Source organism: Xanthomonas sp. DAR 35659 (genome assembly GCF_041242975.1).
GTDB lineage: Bacteria > Pseudomonadota > Gammaproteobacteria > Xanthomonadales > Xanthomonadaceae > Xanthomonas_A > Xanthomonas_A medicagonis.
Window position 1 is genome coordinate 1577928 of the sequence record NZ_CP162488.1, and the last position, 20894, is coordinate 1598821.

Here is a 20894-nt window from a genome sequence, read left to right on the forward strand (position 1 = left end):
GAAATGCCGCGTCGTTATGTCGCTGGCACCAACGGTTATCTCCTGGCGGCGTTGGGCATGTAGGTGGCGCCACGCGACGCAGGCAACTCCCTTCTCCCGTCGGGAGAAGGTGCCCCGCAGGGGCGGATGAGGGTACGGGCGCAGCTTCGTGCACCCCAACCTCCACGAGACGCTTTCGCGCCGTACCCTCACCCCAACCCCTCTCCCGGCGGGAGAGGGGCTACTGCTCTTCCTTCTCCCGTCGGGAGAAGGTGCCCCATAGAGGCGGATGAGGGGACGGGCGCAGCCTCGTGCACCCCAACCTCCACGAGACGCTTTCGCGCCGGACCCTCACCCCAACCCCTCTCCCGGTGGGAGAGGGGCTGCTGGCTTTCCTTCTCCCGTCGGGAGAAGGTGCCCCGTAGGGGCGGATGAGGGTACGGGCGAAGCCTCGTGCACCCACACTTCGCGAGACGCTTTCGCGCCGGACCCTCACCCCAACCCCTCTCCCGGTGGGAGAGGGGCTTACGCGCCGCGCGCTCAGTGGTCGTCGCGCAGGGTGCCGCCGGGCAGGAACACCCAAGTGCGGGTCACCTGCAGGATGTCGATGTTGTCCTCGGTCCGCGGCAGCGGCGGGAACGGCTGCGCCAGCTGCACCACCCGCAGCGCGGCGGCGTCGAGCATCGGCACGCCGCTGGAGCGCAGCACGCGGCTGCTCTCGATGCTCCCGTCGCGGCGCACGCCGACGCTGATCACCACCTGCCCGCCCAGCCGTTGCCGGCGCGCTTCGTCGGGATAGTTGAGGTTGCCGACGCGCTCGGCGCGATCGACCCAGGCGCGCAGATAGTTGGCGTAGGCGTACTCGCGGGTGCTGGCGGAGACGAACTTGCGGTTCGGCCGCTTGGCGTACTGCTCCGAGCGCAGATGCACCTCGGCGGCCAGGCGCGCCATCTCCGCGTCGCGCTGCTCGCGCTGCGCGTCCACCGGCTGGGTCGGCGGCTCGGTGCGCGGCTGGGTCTGCGGCGCCGGCTGCGGCTGCTCGCCGCGTGCGCTGCTGACCACGCGCGGGGTCGGCTCCGGCGCCGCCGCGGCGGTCTGCGCGCGCAGCACCTGCGGCGCCAGGCCGTCGTGCTGCTGCGGCACCACCCCGGGCTGGCTGTCGCGCGGACGTTGCGGCTTGTCGTGGTCGCCGCCGCCCTGCTGGTTGGCCTGGGCCAGGAAGTCGGCCTGCTTGGGCGTCAGCGGGGTGCTGGTCTGGCTGAAGATCACGTCCAGGGTCGGCACCAGCGGCGCCTCGTCGTCGATCGCGAAGCCCACGCCCAGGATCAGCAGGCCGTGCACGATCAGCGACAGCACCAGGGTGGCACTGAGCCGTTCGCGCTCGCCGATGCGCGGCGCGGGCGTCGCGGCGGCCGCGCTCATCGCGCCGGGTAGGCCTCGATGGCGTCGAACAGCAGCCCGGCGATGTTGAGCCCGAACTGCGCGTCCAGTTCGCGCACGCAGGTGGGACTGGTGACGTTGACCTCGGTCAGGTAGTCGCCGATCACGTCGAGGCCGACGAAGCGCATGCCGCGCCGCTTCATCTCCGGGCCGACCTGGGCGGCGATCCAGCGGTCGCGCTCGCTCAGCGGGCGGCCCTCGCCGCGGCCGCCGGCGGCCAGGTTGCCGCGGAACTCGTCGCCCTGGGGAATCCGCGCCAGGCAGTAGTTCACCGCCACGCCGTCGACCAGCAGGATGCGCTTGTCGCCGGCGCTGATGTCGGGGATGAAGCGCTGCGCCAGGGCCAGCTTGCGGCCGCCGTCGGTCAGCGTCTCCAGGATCACGTTGAGGTTGGGGTCGCCGGTGCCGCTGCGGAAGATCGAGCGCCCGCCCATGCCGTCCAGCGGCTTCAGCACCGCCTGCCCATGCTCGAGGACGAAGGCCTTCAGCGCGGCGGCGTCGCGGCTGACCAGGGTCGGCGGGCAGCACTGCGGGAACAGCAGCGCGGCCAGCTTCTCGTTGAAGTCGCGCAAGCCCTGCGGATCGTTGACCACCTGCGCGCCGGCGCGCTGGGCCACGGTCAGCACGTGGGTGTCGTACAGGAACTCCGAATCGAACGGCGGGTCCTTGCGCATCAGCACCACCTGCCCGGGGCCGAACGCCAGTTCGGCGAAGGCGCCCAGTTCGAACCAGCCGGCCTTGTCGTCGCGCACCGTCAGCGGCGTCGCCTGCGCCAGCGCGCGGCCTTCATGCAGCGACAGCCCGCCGGGCCGCACATAGTGCAGACGGTGCCCGCGACGCTGCGCTTCCAGCAACATCGCGAAGGTCGTGTCTTTGGCAATCTTGATGCTGGCGATGGGGTCCATCACCACGATGACATCGAACGGCATGGCGGCACCTGGGGGGTCGAGCGGAGGATGGTAGCGGGTCGGCGGCGCGCGCGCGCAAGGGCGCGGCGACGGGGCCGCGCGGCGCGCTGCGGCGGCAATCAAACTGTGACATAGTTAGCGCTGGAAAGTAGCCCAGCGCAGCGCCGTGGCGGCGGCCTTGACAGGCTGGGCGGGTCTTGGGATACATGTCGTTTCGCAGCGACGTCGGATCCGATGAAGCGTCGCGCGCCTGGGGGCAAGTGAATGAGTGAAAACACGACTGCGGGTGGGGAACTCGCAGGACTGAGAGTCATGGTGATCGATGACTCGAAGACGATCCGCCGTACCGCCGAAACGCTGTTGAAGCGCGAGGGCTGCGAGGTGGTCACCGCCACCGACGGCTTCGAGGCGCTGGCCAAGATCGCCGACCAGCAACCGCAGATCATCTTCGTGGACATCATGATGCCGCGGCTGGACGGCTATCAGACCTGCGCGCTGATCAAGGGCAACCAGCTGTTCAAGGCGACCCCGGTGATCATGCTGTCCTCCAAGGACGGCCTGTTCGACAAGGCGCGCGGGCGCATCGTCGGCTCCGAGCAGTACCTCACCAAACCCTTCACACGCGAAGAACTGCTGGGCGCGATCCGTACATACGTCAACGCCTGACCAGGGGGAAAGGCAGCATGGCTCGAATCTTGTTGATCGAGGACTCACCGACCGACCGGGCGGTGTTTACGCAATGGCTGCAGAAGGCCGGGCACGAGGTGCTCGCCACCGACAATGCCGAGGATGGGCTCAAGCTCGTCCGCGAACAGGCGCCCAGCCTGGTGCTGATGGACGTGGTGCTACCGGGGATGAGCGGCTTCCAGGCCACCCGCGCGCTGTCGCGCGACGAGGCCACCCGGCACATCCCGGTGCTGATCATCAGCACCAAGAGCATGGAGACCGACAAGGTCTGGGGCATGCGCCAGGGCGCCACCGACTACATCGTCAAGCCGCCGCGCGAGGACGAGCTGATCGCCCGCATCAACCAGCTGGTCGGCTGACGTGCGCTCGCCCTTCGACATCCTCGAGGCCTACGAGCGGCGCAGCCTGGCGCACGCGGTGCAGATGCCCGAGCGCGAGTTCGACGAGAACATCTGGCGCGGGGTCGGCTTCCGCGTCGGCACCCGCCATCTGGTATCGGATTTCCGCGAGGTGGTGGAAATCGTGCGCATGCCGCCGATCACCCCGGTGCCCGGCGCGCAGCCGTGGCTGCTGGGCGTGGGCAACCTGCGCGGCAACCTGTTCCCGGTGGTCGATCTCAAGCAGTTCATGGAAGGCCAGCGCACCTCGCTGCTGGAAGGCCAGCGCGTGCTGATCATGCGCCAGAGCGGCGGCGACGTGGCGCTGACCATCGACGAACTGTTCGGCCAGCGCAGCTTCACCGAGTCGCAGGCGGTGGAGCCGGGCGAACTGGCCCAGGGCCGATACGCCCACTTCGTCGACCGCGCGTTCCGCGGCGACAGCAACGACTGGGGCGTGTTCTCGCTGTCGCTGCTGTCGCGCACACCCGAATTCCGTCAAGCCGCCGCCTGAGCGCGCGGCCTGCCTCCGCATCGAAGACCGAGGTCGCATCATGAGTACTGCTCCGGACGCCCGCAAGGCCAGCAAGCTCGGCAGCGTGGGCACCAGTTTCTGGCTGGGCCTGCTGGCATTGTCGCTGATCGTGTTCGGCGCCAACACCGGCGTGGCCACCTGGCAGGGCAATCGCCTGGCCGGCGCCAGCACCGGCGCGGCCGACCTGCAGGTGCTGTCGCAGCAGCTCGCCAACCAGGCGCGCGACGCGGTCTCCGGCAACGCGGCCACCTACAAGCAATTCAAGCAGACCAAGGCGCGGGTGGAGAGCACCGTGGCCGAGCTCAATGCGCGCTACGCCAACGAGGCCGGCATCTCCGGCCCGCTGGAGGCGCTCAACCGCACCTGGGCGCCGCTGGGCAAGAACGCGCAGCAGGTGGTGGACAGCGAGCCGGCGGTGCTGGCGCTGGCCGGCAACGCCGAACGCTTCGTCGGCGGCGTGCCGCAGCTGCAGGCGCAGTTGAACGAGGTGGTGCGCGCGATGACCGTCAGCGGCGCGCCCGCCGCGCAGATCTACAACACCCTGCAGCAGGTGGTGGTGGCCGGCACCATGGCCCGCCGCGTCACCGAGATGCGGGCGGGCGGCAGCGGCGCGGCCAGCGCCGGCGACGCGCTGGCGCGCGACTCGGTGGTGTTCGGGCAGATGCTCGACGGCCTGCGCAACGGCAACGAGGAACTGGGCATCGCGCCGGTGCGCAACGCGGCCGCGCTCGGCGCGCTGGAGCAGTCGCAGGCGCAGTGGGCGGAGATGAAGAAGGACCTGGACGCGTTGCTGGCCAGCTCGCGCAGCCTGTTCGCCGCGCAGTCCTCGGCCGCGGCGCTGACCGCCGGTTCGGACAAGATGCTGGACGACAGCAAGAAGCTGTTCGATGCCTTCTCCGCGTTCGGCTCGGTCCGCGATACGCGCCTGTTTCCCAACTTCTGGCTGGGCGTGGTGTCCGGCGTGCTGGCGCTGCTGTCGATCATCGGCTTCGTCTGGACCTCGGTGCGCAGCCGCGCGCGCGAGCAGGAAATCCGCTACCAGACCCAGGTCGAGTACAACAGCCGCAACCAGCAGGCGATCATGCGCCTGCTCGACGAAATCAGCTCGCTCGGCGAAGGCGACCTGACCGTCAAGGCCTCGGTCACCGAGGACATGACCGGCGCCATCGCCGACGCGATCAACTACGCCGTGGACGAACTGCGCCACCTGGTCACCACGATCAACGACACCTCGGCCAAGGTCGCCGTCTCCACCGAGGAAACCCAGGCCACCGCGCTGCAGCTGGCCGAGGCCGCCGGCCACCAGGCCGAGCAGATCGGCTCGGCCTCCGAGCGCATCAACGAAATCGCCGCCAGCATCGAGCAGGTCTCGCGCAACTCCAGCGAGTCGGCCGAGGTGGCGCAGCGCTCGGTGGTGATCGCCGCCGAGGGCGCCGGCGTGGTCCGCGAGACCATCCAGGGCATGGACCAGATCCGCGACCAGATCCAGGAGACCTCCAAGCGCATCAAGCGTCTGGGCGAATCGACCCAGGAGATCGGCTCGATCGTGGAACTGATCAACGACATTTCCGAGCAGACCAACATCCTGGCGCTCAACGCCGCGGTGCAGGCCGCCTCGGCGGGCGAGGCCGGCCGCGGTTTCGCGCTGGTCGCCGACGAAGTGCAGCGCCTGGCCGAACGCACCTCCGGCGCCACGCGCCGGATCGAAGGCCTGGTGCAGACGATTCAGGCCGATACCAACGAAGCGGTCAGTTCGATGGAGCAGACCACTTCCGAAGTGGTGTCCGGCGCGCGCCTGGCCGAGGACGCCGGCACCGCGCTGACCGAGATCGAGCGCGTCTCCAACGCGCTCAACAACCTCATCAAGAACATCTCCATCGCCGCGCACCAGCAGTCCGCGGCGGCGACGGACATCACCCAGACGATGGACGTGATCCGCCGCATCACCGGACAGACCTCGCAGGGCGCCGGCCGCACCGCCGAGTCGATCGGCCGCCTGGCGCAACTGGCGGCGGACCTGCGGCGCTCGGTCGCCGACTTCAAGCTGCCGGCGTGAGCCGACCGGACCCGGGTGGAAGGACAGCGCACATGACGTACCGTGATCACTCCCTGCTCACCACCGCGCCGTCGTGGCGCGGCGCGTGGCCGTCCGCGGGAGCGCCGCGATGAGCGCGCTGCGCGATGCGATGAGCCACGCCGCCCTGGGCTGGGTCAAGCCGGAGCTGGACGAGACCCTGCGCCAGGTGCGCGGCGAAATCGAGTACTTCGTCGAGGACCCGGCCGACACCAGCCGCATGCGCTTCTGCGCCGGCTACCTGCACCAGGTGCAGGGCACCTTGCGCATGGTCGAGCTGTATGCGCCGGCGATGGTCGCCGAGGAACTGGAACTGCTGGCCACGGCGGTGCAGAACGGGCAGGTCGCCGATCGCGACGAGGCCTGCGCGACGCTGATGCGCGGCACCGTGCTGCTGCCCGATTACCTGGAACGCCTGCAGGACGGCCATCGCGATATCCCGATCGTGCTGCTGCCACTGCTCAACGAGATCCGCGCCGCGCGCGGCGAGCCCGGCCTGAGCGAAGGCGCGTTGTTCGCGCTGTCGCCGGACGCGGCCAGTGTCTCCGAGGCCGAACTGGACCATGCGCGCGGCAGCCTCAGCGGCCGCAACCGCGAGTTGCTCGACACCGTCGGCACCGCGATCAAGGAGGAGCTGCTGCGGGTCAAGGACGCGCTCGACCTGCACCTGCGCACCGGCGGCGACGTCGCCGCGTTGCAGACCCAGGTGGACGAACTCGGCAGCGTCGCCGACACCCTCGGCGTGATGGGTCTGGGCGTGGCCCGCGGTGTGGTGGTGCAGCAGCGCGATGCGCTGCGCAGCATCGTCGAGGGCGAACGCCAGGCCGACGAAGGCTTGTTGCTGGATATCGCCGGCGCGCTGCTGTACGTGGATGCCTCGCTCGACGACCAGGTCGCCTATCTCGGCGCCAGTGCCGGCGTGCACGACGATGCCAGCGCCGCCGAGGCGCGGCGCACGGTGGAGGTGCTGGCGCACGAGGCGATCGCCAACTTCGCCGCCGCGCGCGAGCATTTCGTCGCCTTCATCGAGACCAACTGGGACCACGAACGCCTGGCCGACGTACCGCGCCTGCTCGGTGACGTCGCCGGTGCGTTGCGCATGCTGGAGTTGCCGCAGCCGGCCGATTACCTGGAAGGCGTGCGCCGCTACGTCGCCACCGAACTGATCGGCAAGCGGCGCGTGCCCAGCGGCCGCCAGCTCGACACCCTGGCCGATGCGATGGCCAGCCTGGAGTACTACCTGGAGGCGCTGCGCGAGCGCCGCCCGGGCCGCGAGGAAATCCTCGACATCACCCGCAGCAGCCTGGAGGCGTTGCGCTACTGGCCGTTGCCGAGCGAGACGCCGGCGCCGCAGGGCGTGGTGCCGGAGACGGCCGCGTTCGCGCCGTCCGCGCCTGTCGCGGTAGGGCTGGCCGCGCCGAGCGAGGCCGCGGCGCCGGTCGCGCTGCCTGCGACCCCGCCGCCGGTGCCGTCCTGGGACCTGGCGCCGGTCGCGGATACGCCGGTTGTCGCAAGCACGCCGCCGCCACTGCCTGCGCAGACGCCACAGGCGCCGCAATGGACGCTGGACGGTGGGAACGACCTCGCCGCGGACGCTGGCGACACCGCGCTGGGCGAGGGCAACGGCGCCGACGCGGATGTCGCGCCGCTCGCCGCCGAATCCGATGCCGCCGATCGCGAAGACACCATCGTCGTCCCATCCGCCGCTGCCAGTTTCGATCCGGTCGCCGCGGAGCAGGACGCATGGTCGACGAACTCCGAACCGCTGCACATCCGGATCGATCCCCTGGCGTTGGAAGGCGATGCGTTTCGCGCCGAGCAGGCCGATGCGGCGCCCACGCACGCCGAGACGCATGACGATGCCGAGCCCGATGGCGAGACGGCGGCGCCGGCCGGCTATGGGTTCGACCCGGTGGCCGCCGAGTACGCGACGTTCGAGCCGGGCGCTGGCGGCGCGCATGACGATGCCGCCGTGGCGCCTGCCGCGGCCGACACCGAAACCGCGGCGCCGGCCGGCTACGGGTTCGACCCGGTAGCCGCCGAGCACGCCGCGTTCGAGCCAACCATTGGCGACGTGCACGACGATGCCTCCACGTCGCCTGCCGACGCCGCCGATATCGGCATCGCCACCTGGGACGGCGACACGTTCGACCCGATGGCCGCCGAACCCGTTGCCGGCGATGCGCACGACGACGCATCCCTGGTCATCGTCGACGAACCGGTCGCCACGCGCGTGGACGCTGCCGACGCCGACGTCCTGGTGATCGAACTGGAAGACGCGCCGGTCTTCGCCGACGTGCCGCTGAGCGCATCCGACGACGACCACGGCATCGTCTGGAACGACACCCCGGCGACCCTGGTCGATGACGAGGGCGTTTCGGTCGCCGAGCCGTCGCACGCCGATGAGACGACCGCGCATGGCGTCGCCGACGGCGACACGCCGCCGGTCCGCGCCGGCGTCGAGGAACACGCCGAGAGCGACGCCGGGCACAGCCCGTTCGTCGATCTGGACTGGCCCGAGCCGATCTCTGCGCCGGAAGCGCCGGTGCCTGGCGTGCACAAGGCCAGCATCCAGCCGATCGAACTGGACGAGGCGTCGGCGGCCTTCCTCGCCGAACTCGATGCCGCTGCCGCGCAGTTCGACGTGGAGGCCGTGCCCGCCGCGGCCGACCCCGTCGTCGCCGCGGCCGGCACCCCCCAACCGCAGCCGGTACACGAGGCAGGCGAGCCGAGCGGGACGACCGCGCCAGCCACCCTCGATGGCGGCTTCGTCGACGATGGCGAGATCGACGCCGACATCCGCGAGGTGTTCCTCGAGGAATTCGACGAGGAACTGGTCAACCTCGGCAACCTGCTGCCGGCATGGCGCGCCGCGCCCGCGCACATGGAAAGCCTGCGCCCGATCCGCCGCGTGTTCCACACCTTGAAGGGCAGCGGCCGGCTGGTCGGCGCGCGCGTGCTCGGCGAGTTCAGCTGGAAGATCGAGGGCATGCTCAACCGCGTGCTCGACGGCACCCGCCCCGCCAGCCCGGCTGTGGTGACCATGGTCGAACTGGCCTACGAGGTGTTGCCGCAACTCAATGCCGCCTTGCGTGGGCACGGCGCCATCCATGCCGACCTGGACGCGATCCAGGCGATCGCCGAGCGCATCGCCGCGGGCGAGGACGCCTACTACTTCGCCGCCGCATCGGCGCCGGCCGCCGCCGCGCCGCGCGCCGGCACGCCGGCCTCGGTGGACAGCGTGCTGCGCGAGATCCTCGAAGCCGAGGTCGCCACGCACCTGGAGACCGTCCGCGACTGGCTGCAGCATGCGCCGCAGCCGGCCACCGAGGCGCTGCTGCGCGCGCTGCACACGATGAGCGGCGCGTTCGCGATGACCGATGTGCCGGAGATCACCGCGGTCACCGGCCCGGCGGAGAGCTACGTCAAACGCCTGCTGGCTGCCGACGCGACGCCCGGCGCCGATGGCGTCGATGCGCTCGACGCCGCCGCCGGCGCGATCGCCGCGACCATCGAGGAATTGCAGGCGCCGTCGCCGGTGATTCCGCCGTTCACCGAGTTGGCGCAGCGCCTGCAGGCGCTGGTCGCCACCTTGCCGGAAGTGCAGTGGCCGGTGGTCGGCCACGACGAGGACGACGAGGACGCGCCGACAGGGTCTGTCGACGCGCCGCTGGATCCGGCCTTGCTGCAGGCGGTCGAACTCACCGCGGCCGACGACCTGTCCGCGTACCTGGGCGATGCCAGGCATCTGGATGCCGCCGGCACCGACGCGGCGCACGCGGATAGCGCGTCCGACGCCGCGGCGGCCGACGCGGTTGGCGCTGCCGAGACTGCGGACGCCGTCGAGTTCGGCGAGCCTCTGAACACCGATGCACCTGCTGCACAGGTGGATGGCCTCCCGTCGTCGTTCGACGCTGCGCAGTTGCGCGACGACCGCGAAGCCGATGCCGAAGATCGCCTGTCGGCAAGCGCTGCCGACGAGACCGCGATGGCGCCCGACAGCGATGGCGCTGTGGAACGCGAGGACGCCGCGGAACCCGGCGACACACTCACCACGCCGTCCGCCGACAGCGACGATGCGGCGGCCGCGACCGATGCCGAAGAGCAGGCGTTCCTGGCTCAGGAGGGCAAGCTCGACGAACTGACCGTCGAGGCGCCCCTGGCCGACGAACGCGTGTCCCCGGACAGCGCACTGCCGCCGCCGGAATCCGTGGCCGACGTGCAGGGCGAGATCGCCGACGCCGCGCCTGCGCACGGCGCATCTGGCGAGGGCGAGGGCGAGGGAGAAGTGCTGCAGGACGCGCACGACGCGGATGCCGGTCAGGATGCACTCGCCGAGCATGCGCACGATCAGGAGCAGGATGCGCAGGGATACGCGTTCAGCACCGACGCCGCGCAGCCGTCCGCGCATTGGCATGGCGCCGAACCGGCGTCGGCGAACGACGATGCCGAGCCGCCGACCGCGGACGACATCGCGCCGAACGCGCAGGATGACGCAAACGCCACGGCCGACAGGGGGCCGGACGCCAGTGCCGACGGCGAACGCCACGCCGCGCAAGCCGATCTCGAATCGCATTCGGCTACTGCCGTCGACGCCGCGCAGCCGCCCGCCGACGTGCTGTCGGATGCTCGCGAAGGCGCCGGCATCGCAGCCGACCAACGGGCCGACGCGGTGGCCGACGATACCGGCCATCACGCCGCACAGGTGGATGCAGAAGCGCATCCGGCCGATGCCGATGCGTTCGACGCAAGCGACCATCTGACCGCGCCGAACGCCGAGGACGAGCCCGTCTCGTTCGACACCGCTGCTGCAACTGCAACGGATAATGCCGAGGCAACGCCTCACATCGAGACCGGCGATGCGTGGCGCGACACTGCCACCGACGCCGAAACCACAGCATCGTCGGATGCGCACGCGCCTTCCGCGGAAGCCACGCACGCCGATCCGGTGGGCGCCGCACACGCTACCGATGCTGATCCCGTGCATGCAGATGCTGCACATGCCGCGGATGCAGAACCGGCGCATGACGAGGCCACATCTCCTGCGGATGCGGATGCGGATGCCGCACAAGCTGCGGATGCCGATCCTGCGCATGCAGACGCCGCACACCCGGCGGATGTCGAGCCTGGGCTTGGAGATGCCGCACATCCAGCGGATGCCGGCCTCGACCACGCGGACGCCGCACACTCTGCGCATGTCACGTTGGCGGACGAAGACGTCGATGCCGCTGCCACCGAAGCCGCGCCGCAGGCCGACTTCGACCTGGGAGCCGCAGACGCACCCGCCGACGAGGCGATAGCCCACGACGTCCACCACGTTTCCAGCGAGACCGCGGCCCCGGCCGCGTTCGCCGATCCCGTCCAGCGCGACGCCAACGCCGACCTGGCCGCCGTCGATATCGGGCCGCTGGATTTCGCCGATCTGGACCGCGAACTCGTCGATATCTTCGTCGAGGAAGGCAAGGACCTGCTCGACCATTGCGACCGCCTGATCGCAGAGCTGCGCGCCGCGCCGCAGGACCGCGACGCGCTCGCCGGCCTGCAACGCGACCTGCATACGCTCAAGGGCGGCGCGCGCATGGCCGGGATCAACGCCATCGGCGACCTCGGCCACGGCATCGAGTCGCTGCTGGAAGCGGTGGCCGCCAATCGCACCGAACTCGATTTCGGCGACGTGCAGTTGCTCGAACGCGGCTTCGATCGCCTGCACCAACTGCTCACCCTCACCGGCGACCACCGCGCGGTGGCGATGCCGGCCGACCTGATCGGTCGTTTCGACGCGCGCACCCACGGCCGCAGCGTGCCGACGGAAATCGGTACCGAGGCGCACGAGGACGTCGCCGCCATGATCCAGGCCGTGGTCGACCCGGCCTCGGTGCCCGCTTCGGCGCCGGCGCCGCTGTCGGCGCCGTTGCCGGTGGACGGTGCCCTCGACGAGGAGTCGATGATCGCGCGGCCGATGCAGGAACAGGTGCGCGTGCGCGCCGACCTGCTGGACCGCCTGGTCAACCACGCCGGCGAAGTGGCGATCTACCGTTCGCGGCTGGAGCAGCAGCTTGGCGCGTTCCGTGGCGCCATGGCCGAACTCGATCGCACCAACGCGCGTCTGCGCGACCAGTTGCGGCGTCTGGACCTGGAGACCGAGGCGCAGATCGTCGCCCGCTACCAGCGCGAACAGGACCAGGCCGAGCAGAGCTTCGATCCGCTGGAACTGGACCGCTTCTCCACGTTGCAGCAGCTCAGCCGCGCGTTGAACGAATCGGCGGCCGACTTGGGCGGCCTGCAGGGCGTACTCGACGACCTGGCGCGGCAGTACGACGGCCTGCTGCAGCAGCAGTCGCGCGTCAGCTCCGAACTGCAGGACGGCCTGATGCGCGCGCGCATGGTGCCGTTCGACGGCCTGGTGCCGCGCCTGCGCCGCGTGGTGCGGCAGGCCGCCAGCGAGACCGGCAAGCAGGTGCATCTGAGCCTGGAAGGCACCCACGGCGAACTGGACCGCAACGTGCTCGATCGCATGATCGCGCCGCTGGAACACATGCTGCGCAACTCGGTCGCGCATGGCCTGGAAACGCCGGAACAGCGCCGCGCCGCCGGCAAGCCGGAGGAGGGCAGTATCGCCATCCGCCTGCGCCGCGAAGGCTCGGAAATCGTGCTGGAAGTGGCCGATGACGGTGCCGGCCTCAACCGCGAGGCGATCCGCCACCGCGCCGAGCAGCGCGGCCTGATCGCGATCGGCGCCGCCCTGTCCGACGAAGAACTGGATTCGCTGATCTTCGCCCCGGGCTTCAGCACCTACGACCAGGTCAGCCAGCTCGCCGGCCGCGGCGTGGGCATGGACGTGGTGCGCAACGAAGTGCGCCAGCTCGGCGGCTCGGTGGACATCCACTCGGTGTGGGGCCAGGGCGTCACCTTCACCCTGCGCCTGCCGCAGACGCTGGCGGTGACCCAGGCGGTGTTCGTGCAGATCGGCGAGACCACCTTCGCCGTGCCGGTGGCCTCGGTCAGCGGCATCGGCCGCATCAGCCGCGAGCGCTTCGAAGCCGCCGCCGGTGGCTACCACTACAGCGGCGAGGAATACGCGCTGCACGACCTCGGCTCGCTGGTCGGCCAGGCGCCCGCACGCGCCGAAGGCCAGGCGCAGGTGCCGCTGCTGCTGGTGCGCGCCGGCGACCTGCGCGCGGCGGTGGCGATCGACCAGGTGCTCGGCAACCGCGAAATCGTGGTCAAGCCGGTCGGCCTGCAGATCGCCTCGGTGCCCGGCATCTACGGCGCCACCATCACCGGCGATGGCCGCGTGGTGGTGATCCTCGACGTGGCCCCGCTGGTGCGCCGCTACCTGGCGCAACCGGCGCGGCCGGTGGTGGAGGCAGCGCCGACCGAACAGCGGCGCGTGCCGCTGGTGATGGTGGTCGACGATTCGCTGACCATGCGCAAGGTCACCGGCCGCGTGCTGGAGCGCCACAACTTCGATGTGATCGCCGCGCGCGACGGCATCGAAGCGCTGGAGCGCCTGGAAGAGCGCGTCCCCGATCTGATGCTGCTGGATATCGAAATGCCGCGCATGGACGGCTACGAACTGGCGACCGCGATGCGCGCCGACCCGCGCTACGCGGCGGTGCCGATCGTGATGATCACCTCGCGCAGTGGCGAGAAGCACCGCCAGCGCGCCTTCGAGATCGGCGTGCAGCGCTACCTGGGCAAGCCTTACCAAGAGTTGGATCTGATGCGTAACGTGTACGACCTGCTGGGGATCGCCCGTGTTCGTGAGTGACGGCGAAGCCGGCGGCACCCCGGTCGCGCTGCTGGCGCGCCCCGGCCAGGCGCGAGAGCGCCTGCGCGAGGCCCTGCACCTGGCCGGCGCGGCGATCGTGCTCGAGGACGACCCGGGCGCGATCGACGCGCAGACCCTGGCCGACGCCGCGCCCGGCGCGGTGCTGATCGCGCTGGAGCCGGCGATCGAGGATGCGCTGGAGCGGCTGGATGCCGCACTCGACCTGCCCGGCGTCACCGTGATCTTCGACGAGGCCGAGCTGGCCGCGCGCCGCGAGGGCTGGGAGACGCAGCGGTGGGCGCGGCACCTGGCCGCCAAGCTGCAAGGCCACCAGGACGTGCTGCCGCCCGGGCGCGAGACCGACACCGGCCTGCACCCCGAACCGGGCCTGCCGGCCACCCCGGCGCAATTGCACGACGGCGCGCCGATCGGCTTCCACGTGGAGGAAGCGGCCAGCTTCGCCAGCACCGTGCCGGGCGACAGCTTCTATGCCTGGCAACCGCCGGCCGATGCCGCGCCCGGATTCGAGGACCTGCAGTTCGCACGCGACGAAGCCGCCGCCGGCGCTGCGCGATCGCAGGTTGCGGTGACCGAGCCCGCGCCGGACACCGCTGCGGCATCCAGTGCCACGCCAGCCAGCACGCCACCGCCGCTGCCGGCCAGCGCCTGGTCGCTGGTGGACGACGACGCGGCGTTGGTCGTGCAGGCGCGCGCGCCGCTGAACCAGATGCAGATTTCCACCGAAGGCCTGTCGCTGGTCGCGCTCGACGGCGACGATGCCGCCGCCATCGATGCACCTGCGGCCGCGGCATCCGTCGCCGCACAGGGCGCGGTCCTGGTCATGGCCGGCATCGGCGGCCCCGATGCCATTCGTCGCCTGCTCGCCGCCTTGCCGCCTGACTTCCCGCAGCCGCTGCTGGTGCAGTTGCGCCTGGACGGCGGCCGCTACGGCAACCTGGTCAAGCAGATCGCGCGGGTGTCCACCTTGCCCGTTCTGCTGGCCGAAGCCGGCGAACCGGTGAGCGCCGGCAACGTCTACATCCTGCCCGACGATGTCGGCGTGCGCGGCCATGACGGCGCCGGCCTGCGCTTCGTCGCCCAGGACGCCGGCACGGCGGTGGTGGGCGGATTGCCGGCCGCTCACAGCGCCGTGCTGCTGCTCAGCGGCAGCGACCCGCAGCAGGTCGACGACGTACTGGCCCTGGCCGCGCAAGGTGCCTGGGTCGCCGGCCAGACCGGCGACGGCTGCTACGACCCGGCCGCCGCCGTGCAACTGATCGGCCGCGGCCATCCCGGCGGCGACCCGTTGCAACTGGCGCAAGCCTTGTCCGCGCGATGGGGCGGCTGAGCCGTCACGTTCGCGTTTTCTCCGATTTCAGGATGACGTAAATCCATGAGCAGCTACGCCAGCAACGACGAACTCCGCGGAGTCCTGATCCAGGCCGGCAGCGAGCGCGCACTGCTTCCCAACGCCACCGTCGCCGAAGTGATGTCGCGCGTCCCGGTCGAACCGTTGCCCGACGCCCCGCACTGGCTGCTCGGCCAGGTCGCCTGGTATGGCTGGAAGGTCCCGCTGCTCTCCTTCGCCCGCTTGACCGGCCTTGGCAGCGAGACCGTGGCCGCCAACAACAAGATCGTCGTGCTGAAAGCGCTGGGTGGTAATCCCGACCTGCCGTACTTCGCCTTGCTGACTCAGTCCTTCCCTCAGTTGATCTCGGTTCCGCGCGATGGTTTGCTCGCCGACGCCTCCGAGGAAACCTTGCCGGCCGGTGTACACATGCGCGTGTTGCTGGGCGAGCAGAGCGCGTTGCTGCCGGATATGGAGGCGATCGAAGGGATGATTGCGGAGCGGTTTTCGGCGGTCGGTTAGTTCTGCCCCCCGTCTTTCGACGGTCTTCCGCTTGACTGCGGATTGCAACCGTCCTGGTCGATGCTATGTATGCCTCAGCGAAATGGGCCGCGTCCGATTGCCAACGGCTGTTGCGTGGTCTAGCATCTGACTCAACGATGACAAGGATGGTCATATGCGCAACGTGCGTTTCCCGTTTGCGGTAAGTGCTGTCAACTTGCAGGCGCAGCCACATGGGCTTGGCGACAAGCTGCTGGGGCGACCAGCGATACAGAACCAGATCGCCACGTACGCTCTGAAACAGAGTACTGCCCTCTACGAGCCTGGGCTTGCGGCCTTAGGCGCTACGACACTGCCAATAGCGTTTGCCCGAGAGGCTGGCAGTGTACGCAGACCCGTTCTAGCCCAGCCCTTCATTCGACAGGGTGAACGTACTTCGTCCGAGTCGATGTGCAATACGGTGGACGTTCACACTGTCACCGAGCTGGAACTGCAGAAACGCGCGTTCATCGGAACTCGTGATGACTGTCGTGCTTTTTCAAGCCTACACCCTGTGTAATCGCAGGTGTCGCACTTTAAAACTGAGCCTAAGGAATAGGTTCCGTATTTTCATTCGCTTCTGGCGTTATGTGCTTATCTGGAAAGGAGAGCAGGGATGTTCGAGCGGTTGCTGAGAATTCTATCGTGCGGCGCGCTGGCGTTGTTTGCGCTCGGCTGCATGGGCTTTGCGGAAGCGCAGGAAGTGAAGAAGGAGTGGGCCGTCGTCGCTTCCAGTTCTCAGAAGCTCGCCACCGAACGTTTGGCGCAGGAGCATATTGAGTCGAACCTTTCCACATATCAGGAGTATGGTGCTTTCGAGTGGACGGTGCGAAGCACGACAGTGCTGCCCGATAAGGTGATCTATGACTACAGCCTAAAGCCCGCCAAGCTTGTCAAGACGGATTGGGAATACCAATACGATGGTCAGTACTATGACTCTGAAGAGGCACTCTTCTCGGCGATGAAGGCTGGAGCCACACAGGATCCACCTTGTCCGGCCACGGAGTTTCCGGTCACTCAGCCGTGGACGGGGATCCCTGGCGGGGGAACTGGTGATGATGGGAGCGATCTCGATGAGGACATTCTTATCGGGGTTGTCAATTTTTACTTCGATCCGTCTACATCCCAGTGCCATTCTAGAAATGATGGCAATCTATATGCTCAGCGCAGCCGTCAGGCGCACTGCCCGAATCCGATTGTCATGGAGTGGCAGGATGATCTGGGTATGTGTGTTATGTCGCATTTTTTTGAATCCAGTGGGAATCAGTACTTCAGTAGCGTATTGCCAAAACAGTGTGACGCTGCCGGAAACCCCTGCGACCCCACCACCGGTGACAAGCTGCAGCCCGAGCCCGACTTCGATCTGGGATGGATCAGATTCGACCGCACCTATCATTCTCTGACCAGTACGGCTGGTGGCGCTCTGGGGGTAGGCTGGACGCATTCGCATAATCTGCGTCTGAGTCTTGGCGTAGACAGTACATCCTCTTCGCCGGGAACAGAGCTGAAGGTGGGGCTGATTGGGACGGATGGCACCCAGACTGCCTTCGAAAAAATTGGTGGCTACTACGAAGCAAATGATGGTAGTGGCGACAGGTTGGTGCAGCAAGAGACCGGTTGGCAGCTGTCGCGTGCTCAGGAACGGATTCTCTTCAGCGCATCGGGTTTGATGCAGCGCCGCGATTTCGAGGATGGAACATCGTTGGCTTATGCGTACGATCGCCGCGGGCGTCTGCTCAGTATTACCCATTCGACCGGTCGCCGACTGGACTTCCAATACCTTGCGTCTGGTGATGACTCCCTGATATCGGCAGTTCTGGTGGGCGGCCAGGCATTAGCGGCCTATGCCTATATGCAGACCGGAGAACTTGCTAGCGTCACCTACGCCGATGGTGGCGTCAGAACTTATCACTATGAGGACACGCGATTCCCGGGCTTCCTGACCGGAGTGACCGCCGAAGACAATCGCCGCTATAGCTGGTTCGGTTATGACGCAGCGGGGCGTGTGATCTGTAGTCGCCATTCGGGCGATTGCGCCCAAGCCGATGTCGGCGTCGATGGCGTGCGCCTGGAATACACTCAAACTGGTACGACGATTGTTACCGATGCGTTGGGCAAGCAGAGTACCTATGCGCTGACCGATAGCGGTGCAAGCGGTCTTCCACGCAAGGTCAACGATATCGCCGAAAGCAATGGCAGTATCAGCCGGACCTATCTTCCTGAAGGCACCGACTTCCGTCGACGGCTGCAATCGGTGACGGATCGTCGCGGCATTGTGACGAACTACGCTTATGCCGAGGCCGACGATCCGATCGCAGGTGCTATCAGCATAACCAGCACCACCGAGGCAACCGGCACTGCTGGGCAGCATGTCACTGAGAGGCGTGTGGCGGTAGAGAGCAACCGCTTGGTAAAAAGGACCGTAGGTAATCGGGAAGCCAGCATCGCCCGTAATGCACGTCTCCAGCCCAGCAGCATTACGGTGCGGGACAACGCCACCGGCGACACGCGTGCCACCACGCTGACCTACTGCGAAGCTGTGGGGCAAGACTGCCCGCAGGTGGGCCTGCTGCGCAGCGTTGACGGACCGCGCTCGGATGTAGCGGACACTATTACGTACGCCTGGTACACGGCGGACGACGCCGGCTGTGCCACCGGCGGGATCTGTGCTTTCCGCAAAGGCGACCTGCACAGCATCGCCAACGCCTCGGGTCATGTCACCGAATATTTGGCCTATGACGGCGCCGGACGCGTGCTGTCGGTGAAGGACGTCAATGGCGTGATCACCGACTACAGCTACCATCCACGCGGCTGGCTGACGGCCAGCAAGATCCGCGGTGCCGACGACGGCGGTGAAAGTGACGACCGCATCACCCTGATCGACTACTGGCCGACTGGCCTGGTCAAGCAGGTCACGCAGCCGGACGGTGCGTTCATACGCTTCACCTACGACGCTGCGCAGCGACTGACCGATGTCGCCGACAACGCTGGCAATATGATCCATTACACCCTGGACAACGCTGGCAATCGTGCCAAGGAAGACACCAAGGACGCATCGGGCACGCTCAAGCGTACCCTCTCGCGCGTGTACAACCAGCTCGGCCAGCTGGCCACGCAGGCTACCGCCCAGGGCGATCCGACCGACTTCGGTTACGACGCCAACGGCAACACCAAAACCGTGACCGACGCGCTCGGTCACATCACCCAGAACGACTATGACCCGCTCAACCGCCTGGCGCGCACGCTGCAGGACGTGGGCGGCATCGCGGCGGAGACCAAGTTCGGCTACGACGCGCTGGACAACCTGACCCAGGTCACCGACCCCAAGGGCCTGGACACCACCTATGCCTACAACGGACTGGGCGACCTGACCAAGCTCACCAGCCCGGATACGGGCGTCACCACCTACACCTACGACAGCGCCGGCAACCGCGCGACCCAGACCGATGCGCGCAACGTCCAGACCACCTACGGCTATGACGCGCTGAACCGGTTGACGCAGGTCACCTATCCGACCAGCAGCCTCGACGTCACCTACACCTACGACGTCAGCCAGGCTACTTGCGCCAGCGGCGAAACCTACGCGGTCGGCCGCCTGACCCGGATGCAGGACGGCAGCGGCAGCACCGACTACTGCTACGACCGCTTCGGCGACCTGGTGCGCAAGGTGCAGACCACCAACGGCAAGATATTCGTGCTGCGCTACGCCTATACCAAGGCAGGACAGCTGAGCCGGCTCACCTATCCCGATGGCGCGGTGGTGGATTATGTTCGCAATGCGCAGGGCCAGGTCACGGAAGTGGGTGTGACCCCGGCCGGCGGCACCCGGCAGGTGCTGCTGGGCAATGCCACCTACTATCCGTTCGGCCCTGTGGCGAATTGGACCTACGGCAACGGCCGGCCGATGCATCGCGTGCTGGACCAGGACTACCGTCCGCTGGCGGTCAGCGACATGCGCAACGACGGCCTGAGCACCGGCTTCGCGTTCGACCCTGCGGGCAATCTCAGCGCCCTGACCGCGGCCGGCAACACCGCGCCCGTCGTCAGCCTGGACTACGACGCCCTGGGCCGGCTGACCGCGTTCAAGGACGGTCCGACCGGGGCGGTGATCGACGGCTATAGCTACGATCCCACCGGCAACCGGCTCAGTGCCAAGGTCAACACAACGACGCAGACGTATACCTATCCGACCACAAGCCACCGGCTGGATGCGGTGGCGGGGACTGCACGCACCTACGACGCGAGCGGCAACACCGCCTCCATCGGTGGTACCGCACTGCAGTTGGTGTACGGCGCGAGCGGCCGGCTTGGGCAGGTCAAGCGTTCCGGCACCGTCGTGATGAACTACGCCTACAACGGTCGAGGCGAGCAGGTGCGGCGGGTCGGTACGACTGATATCTACACGGTGTACGACGAAAGCGGCCACTGGATCGGCGACTACGACGACGACGGCGCCCCGCTGCAGCAAGCGATCTGGCTGGACGACCTGCCGGTGGGCGTGCTGGCCAAGAACAGCCTGCGCTACGTGCAGCCGGATCATCTTGGCACGCCGCGTGCGGTGATCGATCCGGTGCGCGACGTGGCGATCTGGACGTGGGATATGAAGGGCGAAGCGTTCGGCAACACGTTACCGAATCAGGATCCGGACGGCGACGGCACTGCGTTCGTGTTCGACATGCGCTTCCCGGGGCAGCGCTACGAGGCCGCAACCGGATTTAACCAAAACTACTTCAGGGATTACGACCCAAGCACAGGACGGTATGGGCAGAGTGATCCGGTTGGGCTGGCTGGCGGCATATCTTCCTATGCTTATGCTGGAGGTAACCCTGTTTCGTTTGTTGACCCGCTTGGCCTGCGACCAGGCGATTGCTATCCAACGATAGACATCGCAGGCGCCAATGCAGTTAATGACATCAATTATACTTCAATTGTAGAAGGTGCTGAATACGCGGGCAGAATTTTCCGTAATCCCAATGGAACTTTTTCATATACGGCTCCACGAAAAGGCTCTATGGCTGGGTCCAATCCAGGGCCTATCGGGCCAAATAATGTCGGCGATTACCATACTCACGGCGCCAATGATCCTGGCTATGATAACGAAAACTTTTCGGGTCAAGGGGGGGGGATATAACGGGAATTGCGGCGGATAATGCTTTATCTCCAGGTGGTAACATTGGTTATCTAGGTACCCCAAGAGGGGTTATTAAAAAATATGATCCTAACTCTGGCAAAGTC

General features: G+C 67.8%; 10 protein-coding genes. 8 read left to right on the forward strand and 2 right to left on the reverse strand.

Going from position 1 to position 20894, the window contains the following annotated elements; genetic code table 11:
- Positions 1-519: 519 nt before the first annotated feature.
- Positions 520-1401 carry an energy transducer TonB family protein gene (locus AB3X07_RS06705; RefSeq protein WP_369943655.1) on the reverse strand — a complete coding sequence of 294 codons (882 nt, stop codon included), beginning with the start codon at positions 1399-1401 and terminating at the stop codon, positions 520-522.
- On the reverse strand, positions 1398-2348 hold the full coding sequence (gene gshB / locus AB3X07_RS06710) for a glutathione synthase (RefSeq protein WP_369943656.1): 951 nt from the start codon (positions 2346-2348) through the stop codon (positions 1398-1400). Before gshB ends, AB3X07_RS06705 begins: the two co-directional genes overlap by 4 nt.
- Before the next feature lie 243 nt (positions 2349-2591).
- Here gshB and pilG point away from each other — a divergent pair, with 243 nt between their 5' ends.
- The 8 genes from pilG to AB3X07_RS06750 all read left to right on the forward strand — a co-directional run bounded on the left by pilG (position 2592) and on the right by AB3X07_RS06750 (position 20790).
- Complete coding sequence (pilG, locus tag AB3X07_RS06715; RefSeq protein ID WP_003472648.1) at positions 2592-2993, forward strand: twitching motility response regulator PilG; 402 nt, start codon at positions 2592-2594, stop codon at positions 2991-2993.
- A gap of 17 nt (positions 2994-3010) precedes the next feature.
- The gene (locus AB3X07_RS06720) at positions 3011-3373 is read left to right on the forward strand and encodes a response regulator (protein WP_369943657.1); all 363 of its coding nucleotides are present in this window, start codon (positions 3011-3013) and stop codon (positions 3371-3373) included.
- Between the two features lies 1 nt (position 3374).
- Positions 3375-3905: a chemotaxis protein CheW gene (locus AB3X07_RS06725; protein ID WP_369943658.1), complete on the forward strand. Its 531-nt coding sequence runs from the start codon at positions 3375-3377 to the stop codon at positions 3903-3905.
- 40 nt (positions 3906-3945) lie between these two features.
- A complete protein-coding gene (locus AB3X07_RS06730) occupies positions 3946-5982 on the forward strand; it encodes a methyl-accepting chemotaxis protein (protein WP_369943659.1) in 2037 nt (678 codons plus the stop codon).
- Positions 5983-6091: 109 nt separating this feature from the next.
- The gene (locus AB3X07_RS06735; RefSeq protein ID WP_369943660.1) at positions 6092-13771 is read left to right on the forward strand and encodes an Hpt domain-containing protein; all 7680 of its coding nucleotides are present in this window, start codon (positions 6092-6094) and stop codon (positions 13769-13771) included.
- Positions 13758-15119, forward strand: a complete 1362-nt coding sequence (locus AB3X07_RS06740) for a chemotaxis protein CheB (RefSeq protein ID WP_369943661.1) — start codon at positions 13758-13760, stop codon at positions 15117-15119. The genes AB3X07_RS06735 and AB3X07_RS06740 overlap by 14 nt, the downstream gene beginning before the upstream one ends.
- A gap of 45 nt (positions 15120-15164) precedes the next feature.
- Positions 15165-15641, forward strand: a complete 477-nt coding sequence (locus tag AB3X07_RS06745) for a chemotaxis protein CheW (RefSeq protein WP_369943662.1) — start codon at positions 15165-15167, stop codon at positions 15639-15641.
- A 634-nt stretch (positions 15642-16275) separates the two neighbouring features.
- The gene (locus AB3X07_RS06750; RefSeq protein WP_369943663.1) at positions 16276-20790 is read left to right on the forward strand and encodes an RHS repeat-associated core domain-containing protein; all 4515 of its coding nucleotides are present in this window, start codon (positions 16276-16278) and stop codon (positions 20788-20790) included.
- Positions 20791-20894: the final 104 nt, after the last annotated feature.